Source organism: Brevundimonas sp., assembly GCF_041919755.1.
Classification (GTDB): Bacteria; Pseudomonadota; Alphaproteobacteria; order Caulobacterales; family Caulobacteraceae; genus Brevundimonas.
In genome coordinates this window covers 22,299-39,009 of sequence record NZ_JAYRTD010000004.1, presented here as the reverse complement: position 1 = coordinate 39,009, position 16,711 = coordinate 22,299, and the positions used below count along the sequence as shown (strand labels likewise).

Here is a 16,711-nt window from a genome sequence, read left to right as displayed (position 1 = left end):
CGGTGGCTGGTGTTGACTATGCCGCCCCTGCGTTCGACAAGGCCTGATCCATTTTTCTAACGGTCCCGTCGCCGCCCGCGCCGGGGCCATCGCGTTTCTGGAGGTCTGTTCCGTGTCCACCGAACATCTGATGGGTGTCTACAACCGTGCGCCGCTGGAGGTGGATCGCGGTCAGGGCGCACGTCTGTGGGCCAAGGACGGGACCGAATATCTGGACTGCGTCATGGGCATTTCGACCAATGCCCTGGGCCACGCCCACCCCGTCCTGATCCAGGCGGTCAAGGATCAGGCTGAAAAGCTGTGGCACGTGTCGAACATCTTCCGCATTCCAGGCCAGGAGGCCCTGGCCGACGCCCTGTGCGAAAAGTCTTTTGCCGATGTGGTCTTCTTCACCAACTCGGGCACGGAAGCCGTCGAGTGCGCGATCAAGACGGCGCGCAAGTACCACTCGGCCAAGGGCAATGCCGAGCGGATCGACATCTATGGCTTCGACGGCAGTTTCCACGGCCGCACCTATGGCGCGATCAACGCCGCGGCCAACCCCAGCTACACCAATGGCTTCGGCCCGCCGATGGAGGGCTTCCACCAGCTGAAGTTCGGCGATCACGACGCGATCAAGGCTGCCATCGCCAATCCCAAGACGGCCGCCATCATCGTCGAGCCGGTCCAGGGCGAGGGCGGTTGCAGGGCCATCCCAGAGGTCTGCCTGCGTGGCCTGCGCGATCTGTGCGACGAGCACGGCGTGCTGATCATCTTCGACGAGGTCCAGTGCGGCATGGGCCGGACCGGCAAGCTGTGGGCGCATGAGTGGGGCGGCATGACCCCAGACATCATGGCCATCGCCAAGGCCCTGGGCGGCGGCTTTCCCATCGGGGCCTGTCTGGCGACGACCGAAGCGGCCAGCGGGATGGTCGCGGGCGTCCACGGCTCGACCTTCGGCGGTAATCCGCTGGCCATGGCCGTGGGTCTGGCGGCGTTCGGCGAAGTCTCGAAGCCCGAGACCCTGGCCAACGTCAACGAGGTCGCCGGCTATCTGAAACAGCAGCTGAACGGGCTGAAGGACCGCTATCCCGATGTTATCGTCGAGGTACGCGGCAAGGGCCTGCTGATGGGCGTCAAGCTGATCCCCAATAACCGCGAATTCATGGGCTGGGCGCGGGACGAGGCGCAGCTGCTGGTGGCAGGGGGTGGCGACAATCTGGTCCGCATCCTGCCGCCCCTGAACCTGACGCTGAACGAGGCGCGCGAGGCGGTCGAGCGGTTCGAAAAGGCGTGTGAGGTCGCGCGCGGCAAGATGGCGGCCACCTGAGGCGCGACTTCAACCGCCTCCGAGATCCTGCCTCACCGAACGGGGCACCTGGCTGGTTGGGCAGTGGGTGTAGCGATCGCCATATTCAACGGTCGAAAAGCTGCCGCGTCCGCTGACGACGATGTCGAAATCTGCGCGGTCGACCGCATCTAGTTCATTGCGGCTGGAGGCCTTTATCCGATAGCGGTCGCCGCCCAGCGCCTCGAAGCCGTCGATGGTGATGGCACCGTCGAACGAGGCCAGGGTGCGCTCGTCGAAATAGCTGATCATGTCGCCACCATCGGCGATGGCCTGGGCACAGGTCTGGCCGATGGCGTAATAGCCCTTCTCTAACGGCGGAAAGGCCAAAGCACCGCCAGACGATGATGCGGTCGAGGCGGTTGATGCGGCCGCCTGGCGACCTTCGTCCGTCAGGGTGCAGATCTGCCCTTTGTCGCTGGTGCCGCCCAGGACGTATTCGCGGCCGTTCCATCGCAGGAACTCGATGCACCCCGCGTCTTCGTCCATGCCGTTGACCATTTCGATGTCGGGCCATGCCAGCCCGGGGCGAGCGTGAAATGCGTAGTGGCCGAAGGTCTCACGGAAGTCGGCGATGGTCCGCCATTCGCCCCCATGTTGCGTCAACAGAGTGATGCGGCGCTGGTTCATGCCATAGCAGTCGTCGCTGTCACTCTTGACCAGAGCATCGGGTCGACCGTCTCCATTCAGGTCCCGGTACTGTTCGATTTCGGCATAGACCGCGTCGCAATCGTCCTCGCTGTCGCGCCACTGGTTGTCGCCTTGCGGTCGGTCGAAACCGGCGGCTGTCATGATGGCCGTCATCTCGTTCTGAGAGACCGCCGGTCCATCCTGGGCGCTGGACGCCGTCGCGCCGCTGTCCGCCGCCGTTTCGGGGTTTGCGCGTGATTCAGAACCGCACGCCATGAGGCCGAAGGTGACCAAACCGATGGCGACGCCACGACCCAACGCCGATCTTTCCGGTGAGCTATGAAAGGTCATGGATGAACCCCTGCATTCACAACAGGGGGAGACTAAACATCGGCGCGCGTCAGTGTCCAGAACACGGCTCGACGAACGCCATGACCTCATATCTCCGGCTTGCCATTCCGCCTGTCTGACAGCATGAACGCGCCGAACCGCCTGATGGCGGGAGGAGTTCATCATGGTGCGCCACTTCCTCGACATCCATCGCCTGTCCTCCGAGGACCTGCGCGCCATCCTTGACGACGCCCATGCGCGCAAGGCCGCGCGCCAGGGCTGGGCCAAGGGGCGCGTCGATGCCGATGCGCCGGCGAAGGATCGCGTGCTGGCGATGATTTTCGAGAAGAATTCCACCCGCACACGCTTCAGCTTCGATGCGGCCATCCGCCAGCTCGGTGGGTCATCGATCATCGCCAATGCGGGAGACATGCAACTGGGGCGGGGCGAGCCGGTCGAGGATACGGCGCGGGTTCTGTCGCGCATGGTCGATGCGGTCATGATCCGGGCCAATGACCACGAGGATGTGGAGCGGTTTGCTCGGGTTTCGACCGTGCCGGTGATCAACGGCCTGACCGACCGGTCGCACCCGTGTCAGATCTTGGCGGACATCCTGACGATCGAGGAACATCGCGGCCCGATCGCGGGCAAGACGGTCGCCTGGGTCGGGGACGGCAACAATGTCTGCCACAGCTTCATGCATGCGGCCGCGAAACTGGATTTCCATCTGCAGGTCGCCTGTCCTGCTGACTATCATCCCGACCTGCACGACCTGGCCAAGGGCGGGGCGCATGTGACCCTGACGAGCGATCCACGCGAGGCGGTCAAGGGTGCCGACGTGGTCGTCACCGACACCTGGGTGTCGATGGGCGACGGCGACTATGAAGACCGGCTTGAGGCGTTCGACGGCTACACCGTCGACGATGCCCTGATGTCAGCGGCCGCGCCTGATGCAGTCTTCCTGCATTGCCTGCCCGCGCACCGGGGGGAGGAAGTCTCCGACGCGGTCATCGATGGCCCGCGGTCGCTGGTGTGGGACGAGGCGGAGAACCGCATCCATGCCCAGAAGGCCGTTCTGGCTTGGTGTTTTGGGGGCTGATCGCAATCAGCCCCCGACGATCCATCAGCGCAGATTGACGTCTGCGACACCACCGGCATCGGGCGTGGTCTTGGTCAGATTGGCCTTTGCAATCTCGTAGAAGAAGCCGACCGGCCCCTTCTTCGACACCCAGACGCGACCGTCGTCGCCGTCGAAGCGCAGCAGGGTCAGATGAGGGTCGTCCTTGCCCTCTGGGTACCAGGCGGCGACGATCGGGTTCCAGTTGCGGTCGATGACGCCCTGGTCGTGGTCGATCGACAGCTTGCCGTGGAAGCAGGCCCACACTTCCTGATCCTTGGAGCCGTAGGTGAACATGGCGTCCTGCGCCTCGCCCGAGACATCGCGGGCCAGATCGGTGTCGTTGCGCGTGAAGAACCAGATGATGCTGGTGTCCTCGTCACGGAAGGCGGTCATGGGCTGGCTGTGGTAGCCGGGCCGGTCCAGTCCCAGCATGCCGGTGTTGGACGACTTCAGGTGTTTCCAAAACTCCGTTTCGGCTTCGGCGGGGGTGAGGGTCTTGTCGCTCATGGCAGGCTCCTGATCGTTCGGGGACGGTCAGGAGAAGGGCCCAGCCCCGCTGATGGTTCCGCGTCGCCGATCCCTCAATAGGTCCTCATCGGCATGCCCATCAGGGCGGCCAGATGGATGGCCAGGATGAAGACGCCGGTCGCCGACAGCAGCATGATGACCCGCCAGGGGATCATGCGCACGCCCTTGCGCGGATCCCAGGGCCGCGCCCCGCGCCAGCCGGCGAAGACCGTCAGGGCGACGGCGGCAGCGATGAGTGCGAGGGTGACGCTCAGGGGCATGCCGGCCAAGTGGCCTGTGAGCCTGCCGTGCGCAAGGGCGCAACACCTTGCCGGACCGTTAATCTTTACGGCGCATTAACCGCATCAGCGCGAGAAATCGTCTGCGTGCGGCGGTGTCCACAAGAAGTTCGTGACGACGCAACATCTAGCGGTTAACCACGCATTTACACCCACGATCTGGACGATTAGCGTTCGACGTGAAGGTGGGGAGACGAATCAGTGAGCGCAGCGGCGCCTTGGAGCGTGAAGGGGATCGAACCCAAGGCCCGTGAGATCGCCAAGGACCTGGCGCGTCGCTCGGGCATGACTCTGGGCGAATGGCTGAACACCATGATCCTGGAGGACGGCGACGACGATGACGGCGTCGTGCCTTTGGCCCGCCGTCCGCATGTCTCCGACACCTATGAGCGCCGTGGGCGCAGCCGACGTCTGGATGACGCCTATGGGTCGGGCGACGAAGGCTGGCAGCGCCTGGGGGCGTCCATCGACGCCATTGCCGCGCGTCTGGAAGCGGCAGAGCGGCGCTCGACCGTGGCCATTCAGGGCGTGGATCAGGCGGTCAGCGGACTGGTCCGCCGTCTCGACGGGCAGGACGCGACGGGCAAGACCTATGCGCGCCGCATCGACGACATCGCCGAGGAGTTGCGCGAGGGCCACCGTCGCCTGCGCAAGTTCGAACAGGAGGTCGGGCCTCAAACCGCCGACGCCTTCGGCAAGATCGAGGCGTCGGTCGGAGCGATCACGGGTCGTCTCTACGACATCGAGGAGCGTCAGCGGGCGGGGACCGAAGACCTGCGTCGGCGCATGGAGGCCATCGAGAAGGCGGCCGGTCCCGGCGTGGGCACCGATCTGCTGGCCCAGGTCGGGGCGCGGCTGGACGAGGCGCAGGCGCGCACGACCGAGGCTCTTCGTGGGCTGGAGCGGTCATTTGCCGGGCTGGACCAGCGCATGCGTGCCGCCGAGGGGCGGGTCGAGCCGGAAGGGGCGCGTGAGGCCGCCCGCTTCGAGAAGCTGGCCGAAACCCTGACCCGTCAGGTCGAGGCCAGCCGTTCGGAAATGATGCGGCGGCTCGACACCGCCGAGACCGAAGGCCGGATCGACCGGATCGAACGCGCCGTCCAGGCCATCGGCGATCAGGTCAAGGCCTCCGAAGAACGCGCCGCCCGCGCAGTCGAGGCCATGGGGCGCGAAGTCCTGAAGATCGCCCAGAATCTGAACGGTCGGGTCGAGGCGGTCGAAGCCGAAGGTGCCGGTCGTCTGGACCGGATCGTCGAGGCCGCCAGCCAGGCCGCGTCCCGCAAGGTCGAGGCAGAGATGGGCGAACTGTCCCACGCCTTGACCCAGACCCTGACGCAATCGCTGGACCAGCGGGTCGAGCGCCGACTGACGGCATCGGACGATCGTCATGCGTTGGCCCTGGAAACCCTGGGCAGCGAGATCACCCGCATCTCCGACCGCCTCAGCGAGCGTATCACCCAGTCCGAGCGCCGCTCCGCCCAGGCCCTGGACGACATCGGCCAACGTCTGAGCGAAAGTTCGGGCCGGATCGAGCAACGCTATGACCGCGCGTCCGGCGAACTGGCCGAGCGCATGCGCCAGTCCGAAGAGCGTACGGCAGCACTGCTGAGCGAGGCGCGCGACACCCTGCTGCGCCGGGTCGAGCCCAAGCCAGCCGTTTCGGCTCCGGTCTATCAGGCCGAGCCCGACTGGCGCACAGCAGCCTATCCCGGTGCCAGCTTCCCGGACGCGGCCTTCCCCGATTCCGATTTCGGCAAGGCGGACTTTGGTGACGTCGAATCGCCCTTCGCCGATCCGATGTTTGAGGATGTGGCCCCAGTGGCGCAGACCGCCTGGACCGATGACGTCGTCGAGGCGGAGGTCCCGGCCTCGATGGCTGCCGAATCTGAGGTCGATGAGCCTGTCGCACCGACGACGGGGACATCGGCCGCCATGGTGTCCGACGACCTGCTGGACGCAGTCCTGCACGGTCCCCTGTCGCAGGATCGGGATGAGGCCCCGGAGGCCGAGGCGCAACAGGTGGCCGAAGCCGAACCTCCGGTCGTGCCGACCTTCGAGAGCGCACCTGCACAGCGACCGACATCGACGCCTTTCGGTCGGGGATTTGGCGGTGCCGATGTGTCGGACGCCCTGGCCGCGACCGCACCTGATATCCTTGACGACGACGTCGACGACTTCGGGACGGATTTCGACGCCGGGACAGACTTCGTCAGCGACCGGACGGTCCGGTCGTCCGACACACGCCAGACCATCAACGCGGCCCGTGCGGCCATGGCCCCGGCCGAGTCGGATGCGCCGCGTTCAGCCTTCGGACTGAAGCGCGGTGGCAAGTCCAGGCTGCAGGAGCGGATGGACAAGCAGTCGGGCGGCACGGTGCGCAAGGCATTGGGGGCCTCGGCCCTGGCCGCGACCCTGACCGTGGCGGGCGTGGTCGCCTATGGTCAGATAACGGGCAACGGCGTCACCATTCCCGGTCTGGACCGGTTCACCGGCGGCGGCGAGACCGTGATGCCGACGGCGGCCCTGGCGATGACCCCGGCGGCCCCGTCAGAGGCCGATCTGGCCCGGGGCGAAACCCTCTATGAAGAGGCGATCGCCAAGCTGGATGCCGACGACGCGACCGGTGTCGACACCCTGAAGCAGGCGGCAGACCTCGGCTTTGGTCAGGCCCAGTTGCATCTGGCGGGCCTCTATCAGGACGGCGGCAAGGGACTGGACATCGATCCGGTCCAGGCCCGGCTCTGGGCCAAGCGCGCGGCCGAGGGCGGCGATGCCCGCGGCATGCATGCCTATGGCATGTATCTGTTTGAAGGCTTCGGCGGCACGCAGGACGGCCCCTCGGCCCTGACCTGGCTGCGTCGCGCAGCCGATCAGGGTCTGGTCGACAGCCAGTATAACGTCGCCAAACTGTACGAGACCGGCGAGAACGGCATCGGTCAGGACCTGTCGGAAGCCTACAAATGGTATCTGATCGCCGCCCGCTCTGGCGACGGCGACGCCCAGGCCTCGGTCGAGCGTCTGAAGGCCACCGTGCCGACCGAGGTTCGCGGCCAGGCCCGTGCGGAGGCCGAACGGTTCCAGGTTGAACCCCTCGGCTAATCCTGGCGGCAGTTATTCCGGGCGCGGCGGGTGGCGGTAAACATCTGACGCGTCTATGCGTTTGAGACCTTCACCGTCGCTTTCGGGCGTTTGATTTCCGTTCCAGCCGAAGGCGCGTCCTTTGGATATCTATCTGCCGATCGCCGAGGTTTCGGTGAACTGGCCGTTCCTGGTTTTGCTGGGGGCGATGGTCGGTTTCGTGTCCGGGCTGTTCGGCATCGGCGGGGGCTTTCTGATGGCCCCCATCCTGATTTTCCTGGGCATACCCCCGGCCGTGGCCGTCGCCAGCCAGGCCAGCCACGTCGTCGCCTCCTCGACGTCGGGCGTCATCAACTACGCCAGCAAGAAGGCCATCGACTTCAAGATCGGCAGCGTCATGGCGGTCGGCGGGGTCCTGGGGGCCCTGCTGGGGGTCGAGATCTTCCGCTACCTGCGCCTGCTGGGGCAGGCGGACCTGGCGGTCGCCCTTTCCTATCTGCTGTTCCTCGGCGCCATCGGGCTGATGATGCTCTACGAAAGCTTGGGGGCCATCCTGCGTCGGGTGCGCGGCGAGGTAGTGCCGCACAAGGAGCGGCGGCGTCCGCTGTGGCTGTATGGCCTGCCGCTCAAGATGCGGTTTCCGCGCTCGGGGCTGTACATCAGCGCCATACCGCCGCTGGGTCTGGGGCTTCTGGTGGGCATTCTTTCGGCCATCATGGGCGTGGGCGGTGGCTTCATCCTGGTGCCGGCCATGCTTTACGTCCTGCGCATGCGCGCCAGCGTGGTGGTGGGGACCAGCCTGTTCCAGATCATCGTCACGACCGCCATGACCACGGTGCTGCAGGCCGGGCGGAACCAGACGGTGGATGTGGTGCTGTCGACGATCCTGCTGTTGGGCGGCGTAGTCGGGGCCCAGTATGGGGCGCGGTGGTCGGCCAAGTTCCGGGCCGAGGAACTGCGGGCCGTGCTGGGGCTGATCGTCCTGCTGGTCGGGATCCAGATGGGCCTGGAGCTGTTCGTGCGGCCTAGCGACCTGTTCGCCTTCGCCCCCGGCGTGAACTGAGGAGGGTGTGATGATCCAGCTGCCGCCGCCACCGCCCGCCGTCGAAGCGCCTGCGCCCTCGGCGTCGGCCGCCACAACCGATCAGGTCCGCGTCGCCGCCGCCTTGACCAATGCCGAGGTGCGGGTCGACTCCAGCTTCCGGGGCGCGTCCATCGTCCTGTACGGCGCGGTTTTCAACCCGACGGACACGCCTGCCGATGTCGTGGTGGTGGTGCGTGGCCCGGATGGTCCGGTCCGTCTGGTCAAGAAGACCCGCAACACCGGCGTCTGGCTGAACAGCCGACCAGTGCTGTTCGAAGGCGCACCCGGCTTCTACATGACGGCGACCAGTCGGCCCCTGTCTGACATCGCAGACTTCGGCCAGCTGCGCCGCGAGGGCATCGGGCTGGATCACCTGCGTATCAATGCACCGGAGGAGAGCCGCACCGTCACCCGCTATGGCGTACGCGACGTGGTCGTCAGCCGTCTGGGCGAGGACTATCTGGACTGGCGCAGGGCCGTGATCCGCCTGCGGGAGGAGGCAGCGCTCTACAACACCGATCCGACCGGGGTCACATTCGTGGACCGCGGCCTGTTCCGCGCCCAGATCGAACTGCCCGCCGTCGCCCCAACCGGCAAGTACGAGGCCGAGGTCTGGCTGTTCCAGGACGGTCAACCCGTCAGCGCGACCGAACTGGACCTGACCGTCGAAAAGGTCGGCATCGAGCGCGACATCTACGAGTTTTCGCAGAACCGGCCCTGGACCTATGGCATCCTGTGCGTCCTGCTGGCCGCCTTTACAGGCTGGGCGGCGAGCCGCGTGTTCAAACGGGACTAGGGCCGCGGCGCGGACGAGTGACAGTCCACCAGAATAACAGACCGGAAGCTGCACCAACCGCGAAGAGCACTACAGCAAACGGGATCATCGCGAGAATATCTGCGATTGGAACTCCGTAGCTTATGCCTACTGATGCCATGTAGGCCGGGTAGGGAACGGCGGCAATAAAGCCGCCCGTGAGCATCGAATAGATCGGCCGCAGGCGAATTCTGGAGCTCAAAAAAAGAAAAACTGGAATACCGATGACGAACGCGCTTGGCATCGCGACCATCAACCCAAATACAAAGGCTGCAAATCCCATAACCAGGGAGACTGTAGCTATCGCTACATACACTGCGATCAAGGCCGACCCGAAGAGCGCGCTACAGAAGAGCCCGAACAAAACGCGCTCATTGCTGATGTCATTCCCGTTGGTCACCCGGCTGCGAACTCGCTCAAGGCATCGATCACCGCCCGGTTCTGATCCTCGGTGCCGATGGTGATGCGCAGGCAGTCCGGCAGGCCGTAGCCGCCGACGGCACGGACGATGATGCCCTTGCTGTTGAGATAGTCGTTGGCAGCGGCGGCCTGACCCGCGTCCTTGAAGCGGACCAGCACGAAGTTGCCCGCCGAGGGGAAGACCTCGAAGCCGAAGCCCTTGATGGCCTGGGTCAGACGGGGGCGCCAGGTCTCAACCAGATCGCGCGAGGCCTGCTGGTGCGCCTCATCGCCGATGGCGGCGGTGGCGGCGTCCAGGCCGGGCACCGAGACGTTGAACGGCAGGCGGATGCGGTCGATGGCCTCACAGATCGCCAGCGGCGCATAGCCGAAGCCGATACGCAGGCCGCCCAGGCCGTGGATCTTGGAGAAGGTGCGGGTGACGACGATGTTGGAGGCGTCGCGAGCCAGGCCGAAGCTGGTTTCCCAGTCCGGCGCGATGACGAACTCGGCATAGGCCTCGTCGACGACCAGGATCACGTCGGCGGGCAGACCCTCATGCAGGCGGCGGATTTCCTCGGCGGTATTGTAGCTGCCGGTCGGATTGGCCGGGCTGGAGACATAAACGATGCGGGTGCGGTCATCGACCTGGGCCAGCAGGGCCTCGGGCGTCGCCTTGAACTCGGGCTCGGGGGCCAGCTTGACCTGGGCCTGATTGGCCAGGGCGCTGATCCGGTAGGCAAGGAAGCCGTACTGGCCGCTGACGATATTGTCCCCGGCCGTCAGATAGGTCTGGTTGAGCAGGGCGAAGACCTCGTCCGAGCCGTTGCCGAAGATGAGCCGCTCAGGCTCCAGACCGTAATGTTCGGCAACCGCATCGCGCAGCTTTCCGGCCCGGCCATCGGGATACAGGTGGATGTTCTTTAGTGCGGCCTCATAGGCGGCGCGGGCCTTCTCGCCAGCCCCGAGCGCATTCTCGTTGGACGACAGCTTCATCGGCTCGGCGACGCCCGCAATGGCCGACTTGCCGCCCACATAGGGCGCGATGTCGAGGATGCCGGGCTTGGGGGCGGGGCTTTGGGGCATGGAGATCCTCGAAAAATCAGAACAGGGGGGCGGCACCGATGATGCCGTGCAAACTGCCCGGCGCGTCGCTCAACCGGTCGTCTTCAGCCTGCACATAGCCCGCCAGGGTGAACAGCTTCAACCCGCCCGCCGCGATCAACGGTGTCGCGGCCAGGCCTGCGGCCGACAGGCTCTCGACGATGCGTGTATCGGCAGAGGGGCTGTCGGTGACCCAGAAGGTGCGGTCGTCGCCGGTGGGGCCGGGCTGGGTCTGCTGAACCATCAGGACGCGTGGCGTGCCATGTCGGTCGTCGGGCAGGGCACTGACGATGCGCAACTTCGGCTCGGCCAGCAGCCTTCCCCACCAGGGCTTGGCGGGGGTGAGGTCCATCAGGGCCCGTGAGCCGGCGCGGACGGCGGCCAGGGCCTGTTCCGGCTCGGCGGCTATACGGGCGCTCAGGCCGAACCGGTCTGCGGCCAGAACCTGAGCCGAGGATCCCCAGACGACCAGTGGCAAGCCCTGCGCGGCGTCGATGCGGCCCAGGACGGCGCGGACAGCGGCGCTCTGGGCGAGTGTCAGACCAGCCAGGGTCTGGCGCACGCTGATGGCCTGGGTATCAGCGCTGGCGGCGGGTGGAGCGACCAGGCGATCGCGCACGGCCTCGGCCACCGCTCGGTCCAGTGCCAGAAGAGCGGTGTCGGTCTGCGGCTCCGTCAGCATCTGACGGGCCTCAAAACAGCTTGGGCGCAGGGGCCAAAGCGAAAGGGCCCAACCAGGTGCGGCCGTCGCGAAAGTCGATGGTCAGTTCGACCGGTTCCTCGCCCCGGGTCGCCTGCTCGGCTCCGGCGGCGACAGCGGCACCCGCTGCCGCGGGACGGTTGACGGCCCCGGTCCGGGAGCCTGCCAGACCGGCGATGGCCTGCATGGGCTGTTCGGCGACGACGGCCAGGGTGCCGGTCAGGCGGCCATTAGCATCGGCAGACAGGGTCTCGCTGGACAGGCGGGCGCGGCTGTCACCGGCACGGATCTCACCCCGCACGGGTGCGAACCGGCCCCCGGCGTCAGTGAAGGCGGCGAAGACGCCGCGCCCGTCAATGGCGCGCAGGTGGCTGGCTCCGATGATGGTGCTTTCCAGATCGAGGCTGAGCTCGCCCTGTCGCGTCGCGCCCTCGACCGGACCGCCTGGACGGCCCTTAGCCTCGACCAGACGGAACAGCACGTCGACAGAGTCGTCGCCTGCCGTCGGTGCCTGGGCCGGACGGGTCTCCAGCTGGATGTGGCGGGCCGAGGCGATGGGGAAGGGTTCGGCACCGGGCAGGGCGGTGAAGGTCGGGCGGATCATCTCGACGCGCAGGTCGGGGAAACGGGCGCGCAGGTCGCTAACACTGAGGCGCAGGCCGTCGCCGTCGATCTTCACCCTGCCCTTGGCGGCGCGGGTCAGGGTCAGGCCGTCGGGCGCGATCATGACCCAGTGGTCGGGGTTCCAGGCATTGGCCTCGGCCACCAGTTCCGGCGCGGCGATGCCGTGGCCGGATGGGGCCAGAATGTCGGCCTGGGGCAGGGCGACCCGAACGCGAAACGGATAGCCGCTGATGTCCGTGCCATCATGTCTGATGGTCCAGCCATCGGCTTGCAGGGCCGCTTCCTGCGCCTCCAGTCGCGTCCGCACCTGATCGGACAGATAAAGCCACCACCCGCTCCAGATCGCCAGCGCGATGCCGACGATCAGGAAGGGGATGATCAGGCCCCGGCGGGAATGGCGGACGACGCGGTCGGTCATGGAATGCGCGGGTCTAGAGCAAGCGCTTGCGCATCGCCTGGGACAGCATGTCGATCAGGGTGACCGCCACGATGATGATGATGGCGATGGTCGAAACCGTCCGATACTCGAAAGCCTGCAGGTTCTCGAACAGGGCTTGGCCGATACCGCCTGCGCCGATCAGGCCCAAGATCGTTGCTGCACGGCTGTTCGATTCAAAACGATACAGAGCGAAACTGGTCCACAGCGGAGCCACCTGCGGGATGACGCCCCAGGTGATCTCATGCAGGCGTCCAGCCCCCGTCGCCTTGACCCCGTCGATAGGGCCTTGGTCGATAGATTCAACGGCTTCAGAGAACAGCTTGGCCAGAACGCCGGCCGTGTTCAGGGCGATGGCCAGCACACCGGCCAGCGGGCCCAGGCCCACAGCGACGATGAACAGGGTGGCGATGACCAGATCGGGGATGGACCGCATGATGTCCATGATCCGACGCACCGGCCAGACCAGCCAGGCAGGCGACAGGTTGCGCGACGCCATCAGGCTGAGCGGCACGGCCAGGAAGACAGCCAGGAAGGTGCCCCACAGCGCGATCTGGACGGTCAGCCACATCAGGCCGACCAGCTGACGCCATTCGCTGAAGTCCGGGTTCAGGAAGTCGCGGCCATAGGTCTGCATGCGCTCCGGATTGGAGAACAGATTGCCGATATTGGGCAGGCCCACCGTGCCAAAGGCGGCGATCAGGATGATCGCGAACCCGCCCCACAACAGGATATCGAGCGACCATGCGGCGGCGGATTTCTCGGGTGGAGACGGAATCTGACCTTCGGCCAAAGCGGCAGGAGCCTTCTTCCTGCGCAAATTCATCACGATCGCGGCAAGCACCAGCAGGCCAATCAGTGCGAACGGACCGAACTGTTTGATCCTCTGCAAGGGACTGACGACTGGAGGCGCGACGTCGGACGGACGGTTTTCACGTCGCGCCTGATCGGCTTTCATCTCCCGGATAGGGTTCAGGTAGCTGTTGTCGGCGGAGCGGAACTGGGAATAGTTCAGTCGGTCCATGACCGCCTTCTGGCGATCCGCTTCAGGGCCAAAGCCCTGGCCGTAGTTGACGAAGAACTCGCGGATCTTGGCTTTCAGTTCGTCGGGAAGGCTGCCGCGCACCAGGATGCCGGACTCCGGAATGGGTGGCGATTCCCAGATGACTTCGATCTGACGCGCGACTTCAGGATTCTGGCGCGTCAGGAAAACGGTGTTGACCGAGTTCGACGTCGCGATGTCGACCTGTCCGTTGGCGACCGCAAAAGAGTTGCCCTGGTGGCTGGCCGATCGCACAGTCGAGAAGCAGGTCGTCGGATTGATGTTCCGTGGGCTGAAGAAATAGGTCAGCGGGGCCAGGGTACCCGACGTGGACTGCGCGTCGCCGATGCCGAAGGTGTATTTCTTGCCGCATGCCGCCACGTCGTCGATCGTGATGCCGGAGCCGCGCTTCACGATCAGAGACGAGACATAGGAATCCTTGCCCTCGACATCGACGGTGCGGGCCACCACCTCGGCTCCGGCCCGGTCGATGGCCTGGACGGCCGGCAGGGCCGAGAACCAGCCGATCTGGGCCTGGTCGGCGCGCATGGCCTCAACCAGGACGGAATAGTTGGAGCCGAAAACCGGCTCGACCGGCACGCCGACGGCGCGCTCCAGATCATCCAGAAGCGGTTGCCATAGCGGGCCGGAGTTGGCCTGACCCTCGGCGGACAGGATGGAGAACACCAGCTTGTCGGGCTGCCGCGACTGTTCGGTCTGGGCGAGGGCGGGCGTCAGGCCCGACAGGAGCATGGCGGCACCGGCCAGAATGCCGGCGGCGAGGCTATGAAGACGGCTCATGCCTTGGCCTCCCAGAACGCATCCTCGAACTCGGGACCGTAGATGTCGATGAGGGTCTTGGTGTCTAGGCCGCTGGAGGGGCCGTCATAGACGATCTTCCCGGCCTTCAACGCCACGACGCGGTTGCAGTAGCGGATGGCGTAATCGACCTGGTGCAGGGTGACGATGACACCCAGGCCGTCGCGCTGATTCAGCTCGACCAGCAGTTCCATGACCTTGCGCGCCGAGACGGGATCAAGCGAGGCGACGGGCTCATCGGCGAGGATCGCCTTGGCCCCCTGCACGATGGCGCGGGCGATGGCCCCGCGCTGCTGCTGGCCACCCGACAGGGTGTTGGCCCGCTGGGCGGCATAGTCTGCCACGCCGACGCGGTGCAGGGCCGCCATGGCGCGGGTCTTGTCTTCCGCCGGCCAGGCACCGGCCAGACCGCGCCAGCCGGGCACGCGCCCCAGGGCCCCCAGCATGACATTGGAAAACAGCGACAGCCGTCCGACCAGGTTGAACTGCTGGAAGATCATGCCCAGCTTCTGGCGCGCGGCGCGCACGGCTCCGGTGGTCGAACCGTTCTTCTGCACCACGGTGCCGAAGACCTCGATCACGCCAGGTCCATTGTCGATCGACTGCAGCCCCGTGATGGAGCGCAGCAGGGTCGATTTGCCCGAGCCGGACGGCCCGATCAGGGCCACCATCTCGCCGGCGGCGACCTCGACGGACACGCCGTTGAGGGCCTTGCGGGCACCGAAGGTCTTGGACACATCCCTGACGGATGCGACGGCGGTGGATGCGGTCATGGATCTCGCTGGAGGCCATTGAACAGGGCGCGCCGCATGGCCCGAAAAGCGGGTGCGAGGCAAGTCTTAATGACATGCCGGGCGCAATGACGTCCAGCGCCCGTGGTCGCGGGGTGACGATCGGTGCCGGTGCCGGCCGTCAGCTCAGGTCGGCGTGCTCGTCGGCGACCGCGCGCGCGATACGGTCGACATCGTCGCCGACCTTCAGACTGGCGCGACTGCGCTCCAACGATACCCGCGCCATGTGGGCGGCCGCCTGCGCCAATTCAGCATCCGGGCTGTGCTTCAACACCACCAGGGCCTTCTGCAACCGGACCGAGGCGGCGACATCCGACGCTCCGAAGCGCGAGATGGGGCCCAGGACGTCATCGAGCAGATCGGATGAGTTCAGCACCGGTGCGCGCAAACGGGAATGACGCACTTCACAAGGTTCTTTTCGCGCCTCGCCCCACCGCTTCAGCAATCGCACGGCGATGCCCGTCACCTGAATGGCCGTACCCGGATCGTTGACGGCGGGCGACAGCGCCTTTCCAGCGATCTCGCCCAGCACGATCAGGCCAAAGCGCACATCCTGGTCGAAGGTCCGGGCCTTGCCGATGGAAATAGCCTGCTGGATGTCAGCCAAAACCTGTTCCGATGGGGTGCCTGAAATCCGAACGAGGACATGTTGATCCGTGACGAAAGTCCCCGGCAGGCAGCTCAGCTGGAGGACAAGGTCGTGGCGCTCGGCCAAATCCTGCAGGCTCGGCGTGTCGATGTTTTGTACATAGCCGGTGGCGGTCGCGCAGAGCGTCTGATCGAAGCGCGCAGCCTCCGTCGGGTCGATCGGACAGGCTCCCAACCGGGGTGCTTCTATGCGGTCGTCCATTGAGGAGGCCGCCTCGCGCTCGATCCGCTCGAGGATATAGCTCATCCGCCCAACCCGACCCAGGTGATCTGTCCAGCGCAGCAGGGTCCAGGCCAGTACCAGGATCAGGGCGAGAGTGCCGAAATAGATGATGGCCCGTCCCTGGGGGCCGTAGTAGGCGGCCTCGACCGCGACCAGGGCGACGATCGAGAACAGAAACCCGCCGATGAAGGTGGACAGAGCGGTCTTTGTGCGTGGGTCGGCCACGACCAGAGCCGTGGCTCTCGGCGTCGCGGAGCCACTGACGGCCGTATAGACACTGACCATGGCTCCCAGCGAGAATGTCGCCACGGCCAGCAGGCTGGACGCCAGTATCGTCAGCAAGGCCTCGACCGCCTCGAACTTGCCGAACCGGTCGGCCGCTTCCGGAGAGACGAGCGGCGCGAGCAGCACGGCTGCCAGCGCCAGCAACACACCGGCGACGCCATAGAGCGTAACCGTCGCCCAGAGCTGGGATGTCAAACGCTTCCAGTAGTACCGCCAGCGGTTCATCGGTGTCCCCCAGGCACGCCATCGCCCTCATGGCTGGGTAACTTGCCCGAACAGCCAAGGTTGCGAAAATCATGTGGGTGCTGATGATTTCGACCGCGCGACCGAGTTAGCAGAAGGCCCTGCCTTCAAAAAACCTCTTTACATGACAGCGCGATATCCCCATATCGCCTGCTCCGGCGGACCCCGTAGGTCCTGTCTGCGCCGCTAACGCCGGTCTGGGTTTAAC

The 16,711-nt window shown here is 65.9% G+C and carries 15 protein-coding genes; 5 read left to right on the top strand and 10 right to left on the bottom strand.

Translation table 11 applies throughout. From position 1 onward, the window contains the following. Positions 1-112: 112 nt before the first annotated feature. Complete coding sequence (locus tag ACE3TH_RS06890; protein ID WP_374598657.1) at positions 113-1,309, top strand: aspartate aminotransferase family protein; 1,197 nt, start codon at positions 113-115, stop codon at positions 1,307-1,309. A 9-nt stretch (positions 1,310-1,318) separates the two neighbouring features. Here the strand turns inward: ACE3TH_RS06890 and ACE3TH_RS06885 are convergent, their stop codons facing one another. After that, a complete protein-coding gene (locus ACE3TH_RS06885; RefSeq protein WP_374598655.1) occupies positions 1,319-2,308 on the bottom strand; it encodes a hypothetical protein in 990 nt (329 codons plus the stop codon). A 163-nt stretch (positions 2,309-2,471) separates the two neighbouring features. Between ACE3TH_RS06885 and argF the strand changes: the two genes are divergently transcribed. Continuing rightward, positions 2,472-3,386 carry an ornithine carbamoyltransferase gene (argF, locus tag ACE3TH_RS06880; protein WP_374598653.1) on the top strand — a complete coding sequence of 305 codons (915 nt, stop codon included), beginning with the start codon at positions 2,472-2,474 and terminating at the stop codon, positions 3,384-3,386. A 24-nt stretch (positions 3,387-3,410) separates the two neighbouring features. On the opposite strand, the gene ACE3TH_RS06875 is transcribed toward argF, so the two are convergent. Together ACE3TH_RS06875 and ACE3TH_RS06870 are read right to left on the bottom strand one after the other, a co-directional pair. Continuing rightward, positions 3,411-3,914, bottom strand: coding sequence for a pyridoxamine 5'-phosphate oxidase family protein (locus ACE3TH_RS06875; protein WP_374598651.1), 504 nt, complete (start codon positions 3,912-3,914; stop codon positions 3,411-3,413). 74 nt (positions 3,915-3,988) lie between these two features. Continuing rightward, positions 3,989-4,195 (bottom strand): hypothetical protein, encoded by a 207-nt coding sequence (locus ACE3TH_RS06870; protein WP_374598920.1) that lies wholly within the window; start codon positions 4,193-4,195, stop codon positions 3,989-3,991. A 243-nt stretch (positions 4,196-4,438) separates the two neighbouring features. On the opposite strand from ACE3TH_RS06870, the gene ACE3TH_RS06865 reads away from it, so the two are divergent. From ACE3TH_RS06865 to ACE3TH_RS06855, 3 genes are all read left to right on the top strand, one after another. Continuing rightward, positions 4,439-7,312, top strand: a complete 2,874-nt coding sequence (locus ACE3TH_RS06865; protein WP_374598649.1) for a hypothetical protein — start codon at positions 4,439-4,441, stop codon at positions 7,310-7,312. Between the two features lie 121 nt (positions 7,313-7,433). Beyond that, positions 7,434-8,354 (top strand): sulfite exporter TauE/SafE family protein, encoded by a 921-nt coding sequence (locus ACE3TH_RS06860; RefSeq protein WP_374598647.1) that lies wholly within the window; start codon positions 7,434-7,436, stop codon positions 8,352-8,354. A gap of 10 nt (positions 8,355-8,364) precedes the next feature. Continuing rightward, positions 8,365-9,171, top strand: coding sequence for a TIGR02186 family protein (locus ACE3TH_RS06855; RefSeq protein WP_374598645.1), 807 nt, complete (start codon positions 8,365-8,367; stop codon positions 9,169-9,171). Here the strand turns inward: ACE3TH_RS06855 and ACE3TH_RS06850 are convergent. From ACE3TH_RS06850 to ACE3TH_RS06820, 7 genes are all read right to left on the bottom strand, one after another. Next, a complete protein-coding gene (locus ACE3TH_RS06850; protein ID WP_374598643.1) occupies positions 9,158-9,589 on the bottom strand; it encodes a hypothetical protein in 432 nt (143 codons plus the stop codon). The two genes, ACE3TH_RS06855 and ACE3TH_RS06850, sit on opposite strands and share 14 nt — an antisense overlap. Then, on the bottom strand, positions 9,586-10,674 hold the full coding sequence (gene hisC, locus ACE3TH_RS06845) for a histidinol-phosphate transaminase (RefSeq protein ID WP_374598641.1): 1,089 nt from the start codon (positions 10,672-10,674) through the stop codon (positions 9,586-9,588). Before hisC ends, ACE3TH_RS06850 begins: the two co-directional genes overlap by 4 nt. 16 nt (positions 10,675-10,690) lie before the next feature. Beyond that, positions 10,691-11,374, bottom strand: coding sequence for a hypothetical protein (locus ACE3TH_RS06840; protein WP_374598639.1), 684 nt, complete (start codon positions 11,372-11,374; stop codon positions 10,691-10,693). 10 nt (positions 11,375-11,384) lie between these two features. Then, positions 11,385-12,434 (bottom strand): DUF2125 domain-containing protein, encoded by a 1,050-nt coding sequence (locus ACE3TH_RS06835; RefSeq protein WP_374598637.1) that lies wholly within the window; start codon positions 12,432-12,434, stop codon positions 11,385-11,387. Between the two features lie 13 nt (positions 12,435-12,447). Further along, a complete protein-coding gene (gene phnE / locus ACE3TH_RS06830) occupies positions 12,448-14,295 on the bottom strand; it encodes a phosphonate ABC transporter, permease protein PhnE (RefSeq protein ID WP_374598635.1) in 1,848 nt (615 codons plus the stop codon). Continuing rightward, positions 14,292-15,086, bottom strand: coding sequence for a phosphonate ABC transporter ATP-binding protein (gene phnC / locus ACE3TH_RS06825; RefSeq protein ID WP_374598633.1), 795 nt, complete (start codon positions 15,084-15,086; stop codon positions 14,292-14,294). The genes phnE and phnC overlap by 4 nt, the downstream gene beginning before the upstream one ends. Before the next feature lie 139 nt (positions 15,087-15,225). Next, positions 15,226-16,485 (bottom strand): DUF2254 domain-containing protein, encoded by a 1,260-nt coding sequence (locus tag ACE3TH_RS06820; protein ID WP_374598631.1) that lies wholly within the window; start codon positions 16,483-16,485, stop codon positions 15,226-15,228. Between the last annotated feature and the right edge of the window lie 226 nt (positions 16,486-16,711).

What these genes read in the sequence shown, in the direction of transcription:
- ACE3TH_RS06885 (WP_374598655.1), bottom strand. Translation starts at nt 2,308, where the DNA reads ATGACCTTTCATAGCTCACCGGAAAGATCGGCGTTGGGTCGTGGCGTC.
- argF (WP_374598653.1), top strand. Translation starts at nt 2,472, where the DNA reads ATGGTGCGCCACTTCCTCGACATCCATCGCCTGTCCTCCGAGGACCTG.
- ACE3TH_RS06875 (WP_374598651.1), bottom strand. Translation starts at nt 3,914, where the DNA reads ATGAGCGACAAGACCCTCACCCCCGCCGAAGCCGAAACGGAGTTTTGG.
- ACE3TH_RS06870 (WP_374598920.1), bottom strand. Translation starts at nt 4,195, where the DNA reads ATGCCCCTGAGCGTCACCCTCGCACTCATCGCTGCCGCCGTCGCCCTG.
- ACE3TH_RS06855 (WP_374598645.1), top strand. Translation starts at nt 8,365, where the DNA reads ATGATCCAGCTGCCGCCGCCACCGCCCGCCGTCGAAGCGCCTGCGCCC.
- hisC (WP_374598641.1), bottom strand. Translation starts at nt 10,674, where the DNA reads ATGCCCCAAAGCCCCGCCCCCAAGCCCGGCATCCTCGACATCGCGCCC.
- ACE3TH_RS06840 (WP_374598639.1), bottom strand. Translation starts at nt 11,374, where the DNA reads ATGCTGACGGAGCCGCAGACCGACACCGCTCTTCTGGCACTGGACCGA.
- ACE3TH_RS06835 (WP_374598637.1), bottom strand. Translation starts at nt 12,434, where the DNA reads ATGACCGACCGCGTCGTCCGCCATTCCCGCCGGGGCCTGATCATCCCC.
- phnE (WP_374598635.1), bottom strand. Translation starts at nt 14,295, where the DNA reads ATGAGCCGTCTTCATAGCCTCGCCGCCGGCATTCTGGCCGGTGCCGCC.
- phnC (WP_374598633.1), bottom strand. Translation starts at nt 15,086, where the DNA reads ATGACCGCATCCACCGCCGTCGCATCCGTCAGGGATGTGTCCAAGACC.
- ACE3TH_RS06820 (WP_374598631.1), bottom strand. Translation starts at nt 16,485, where the DNA reads ATGAACCGCTGGCGGTACTACTGGAAGCGTTTGACATCCCAGCTCTGG.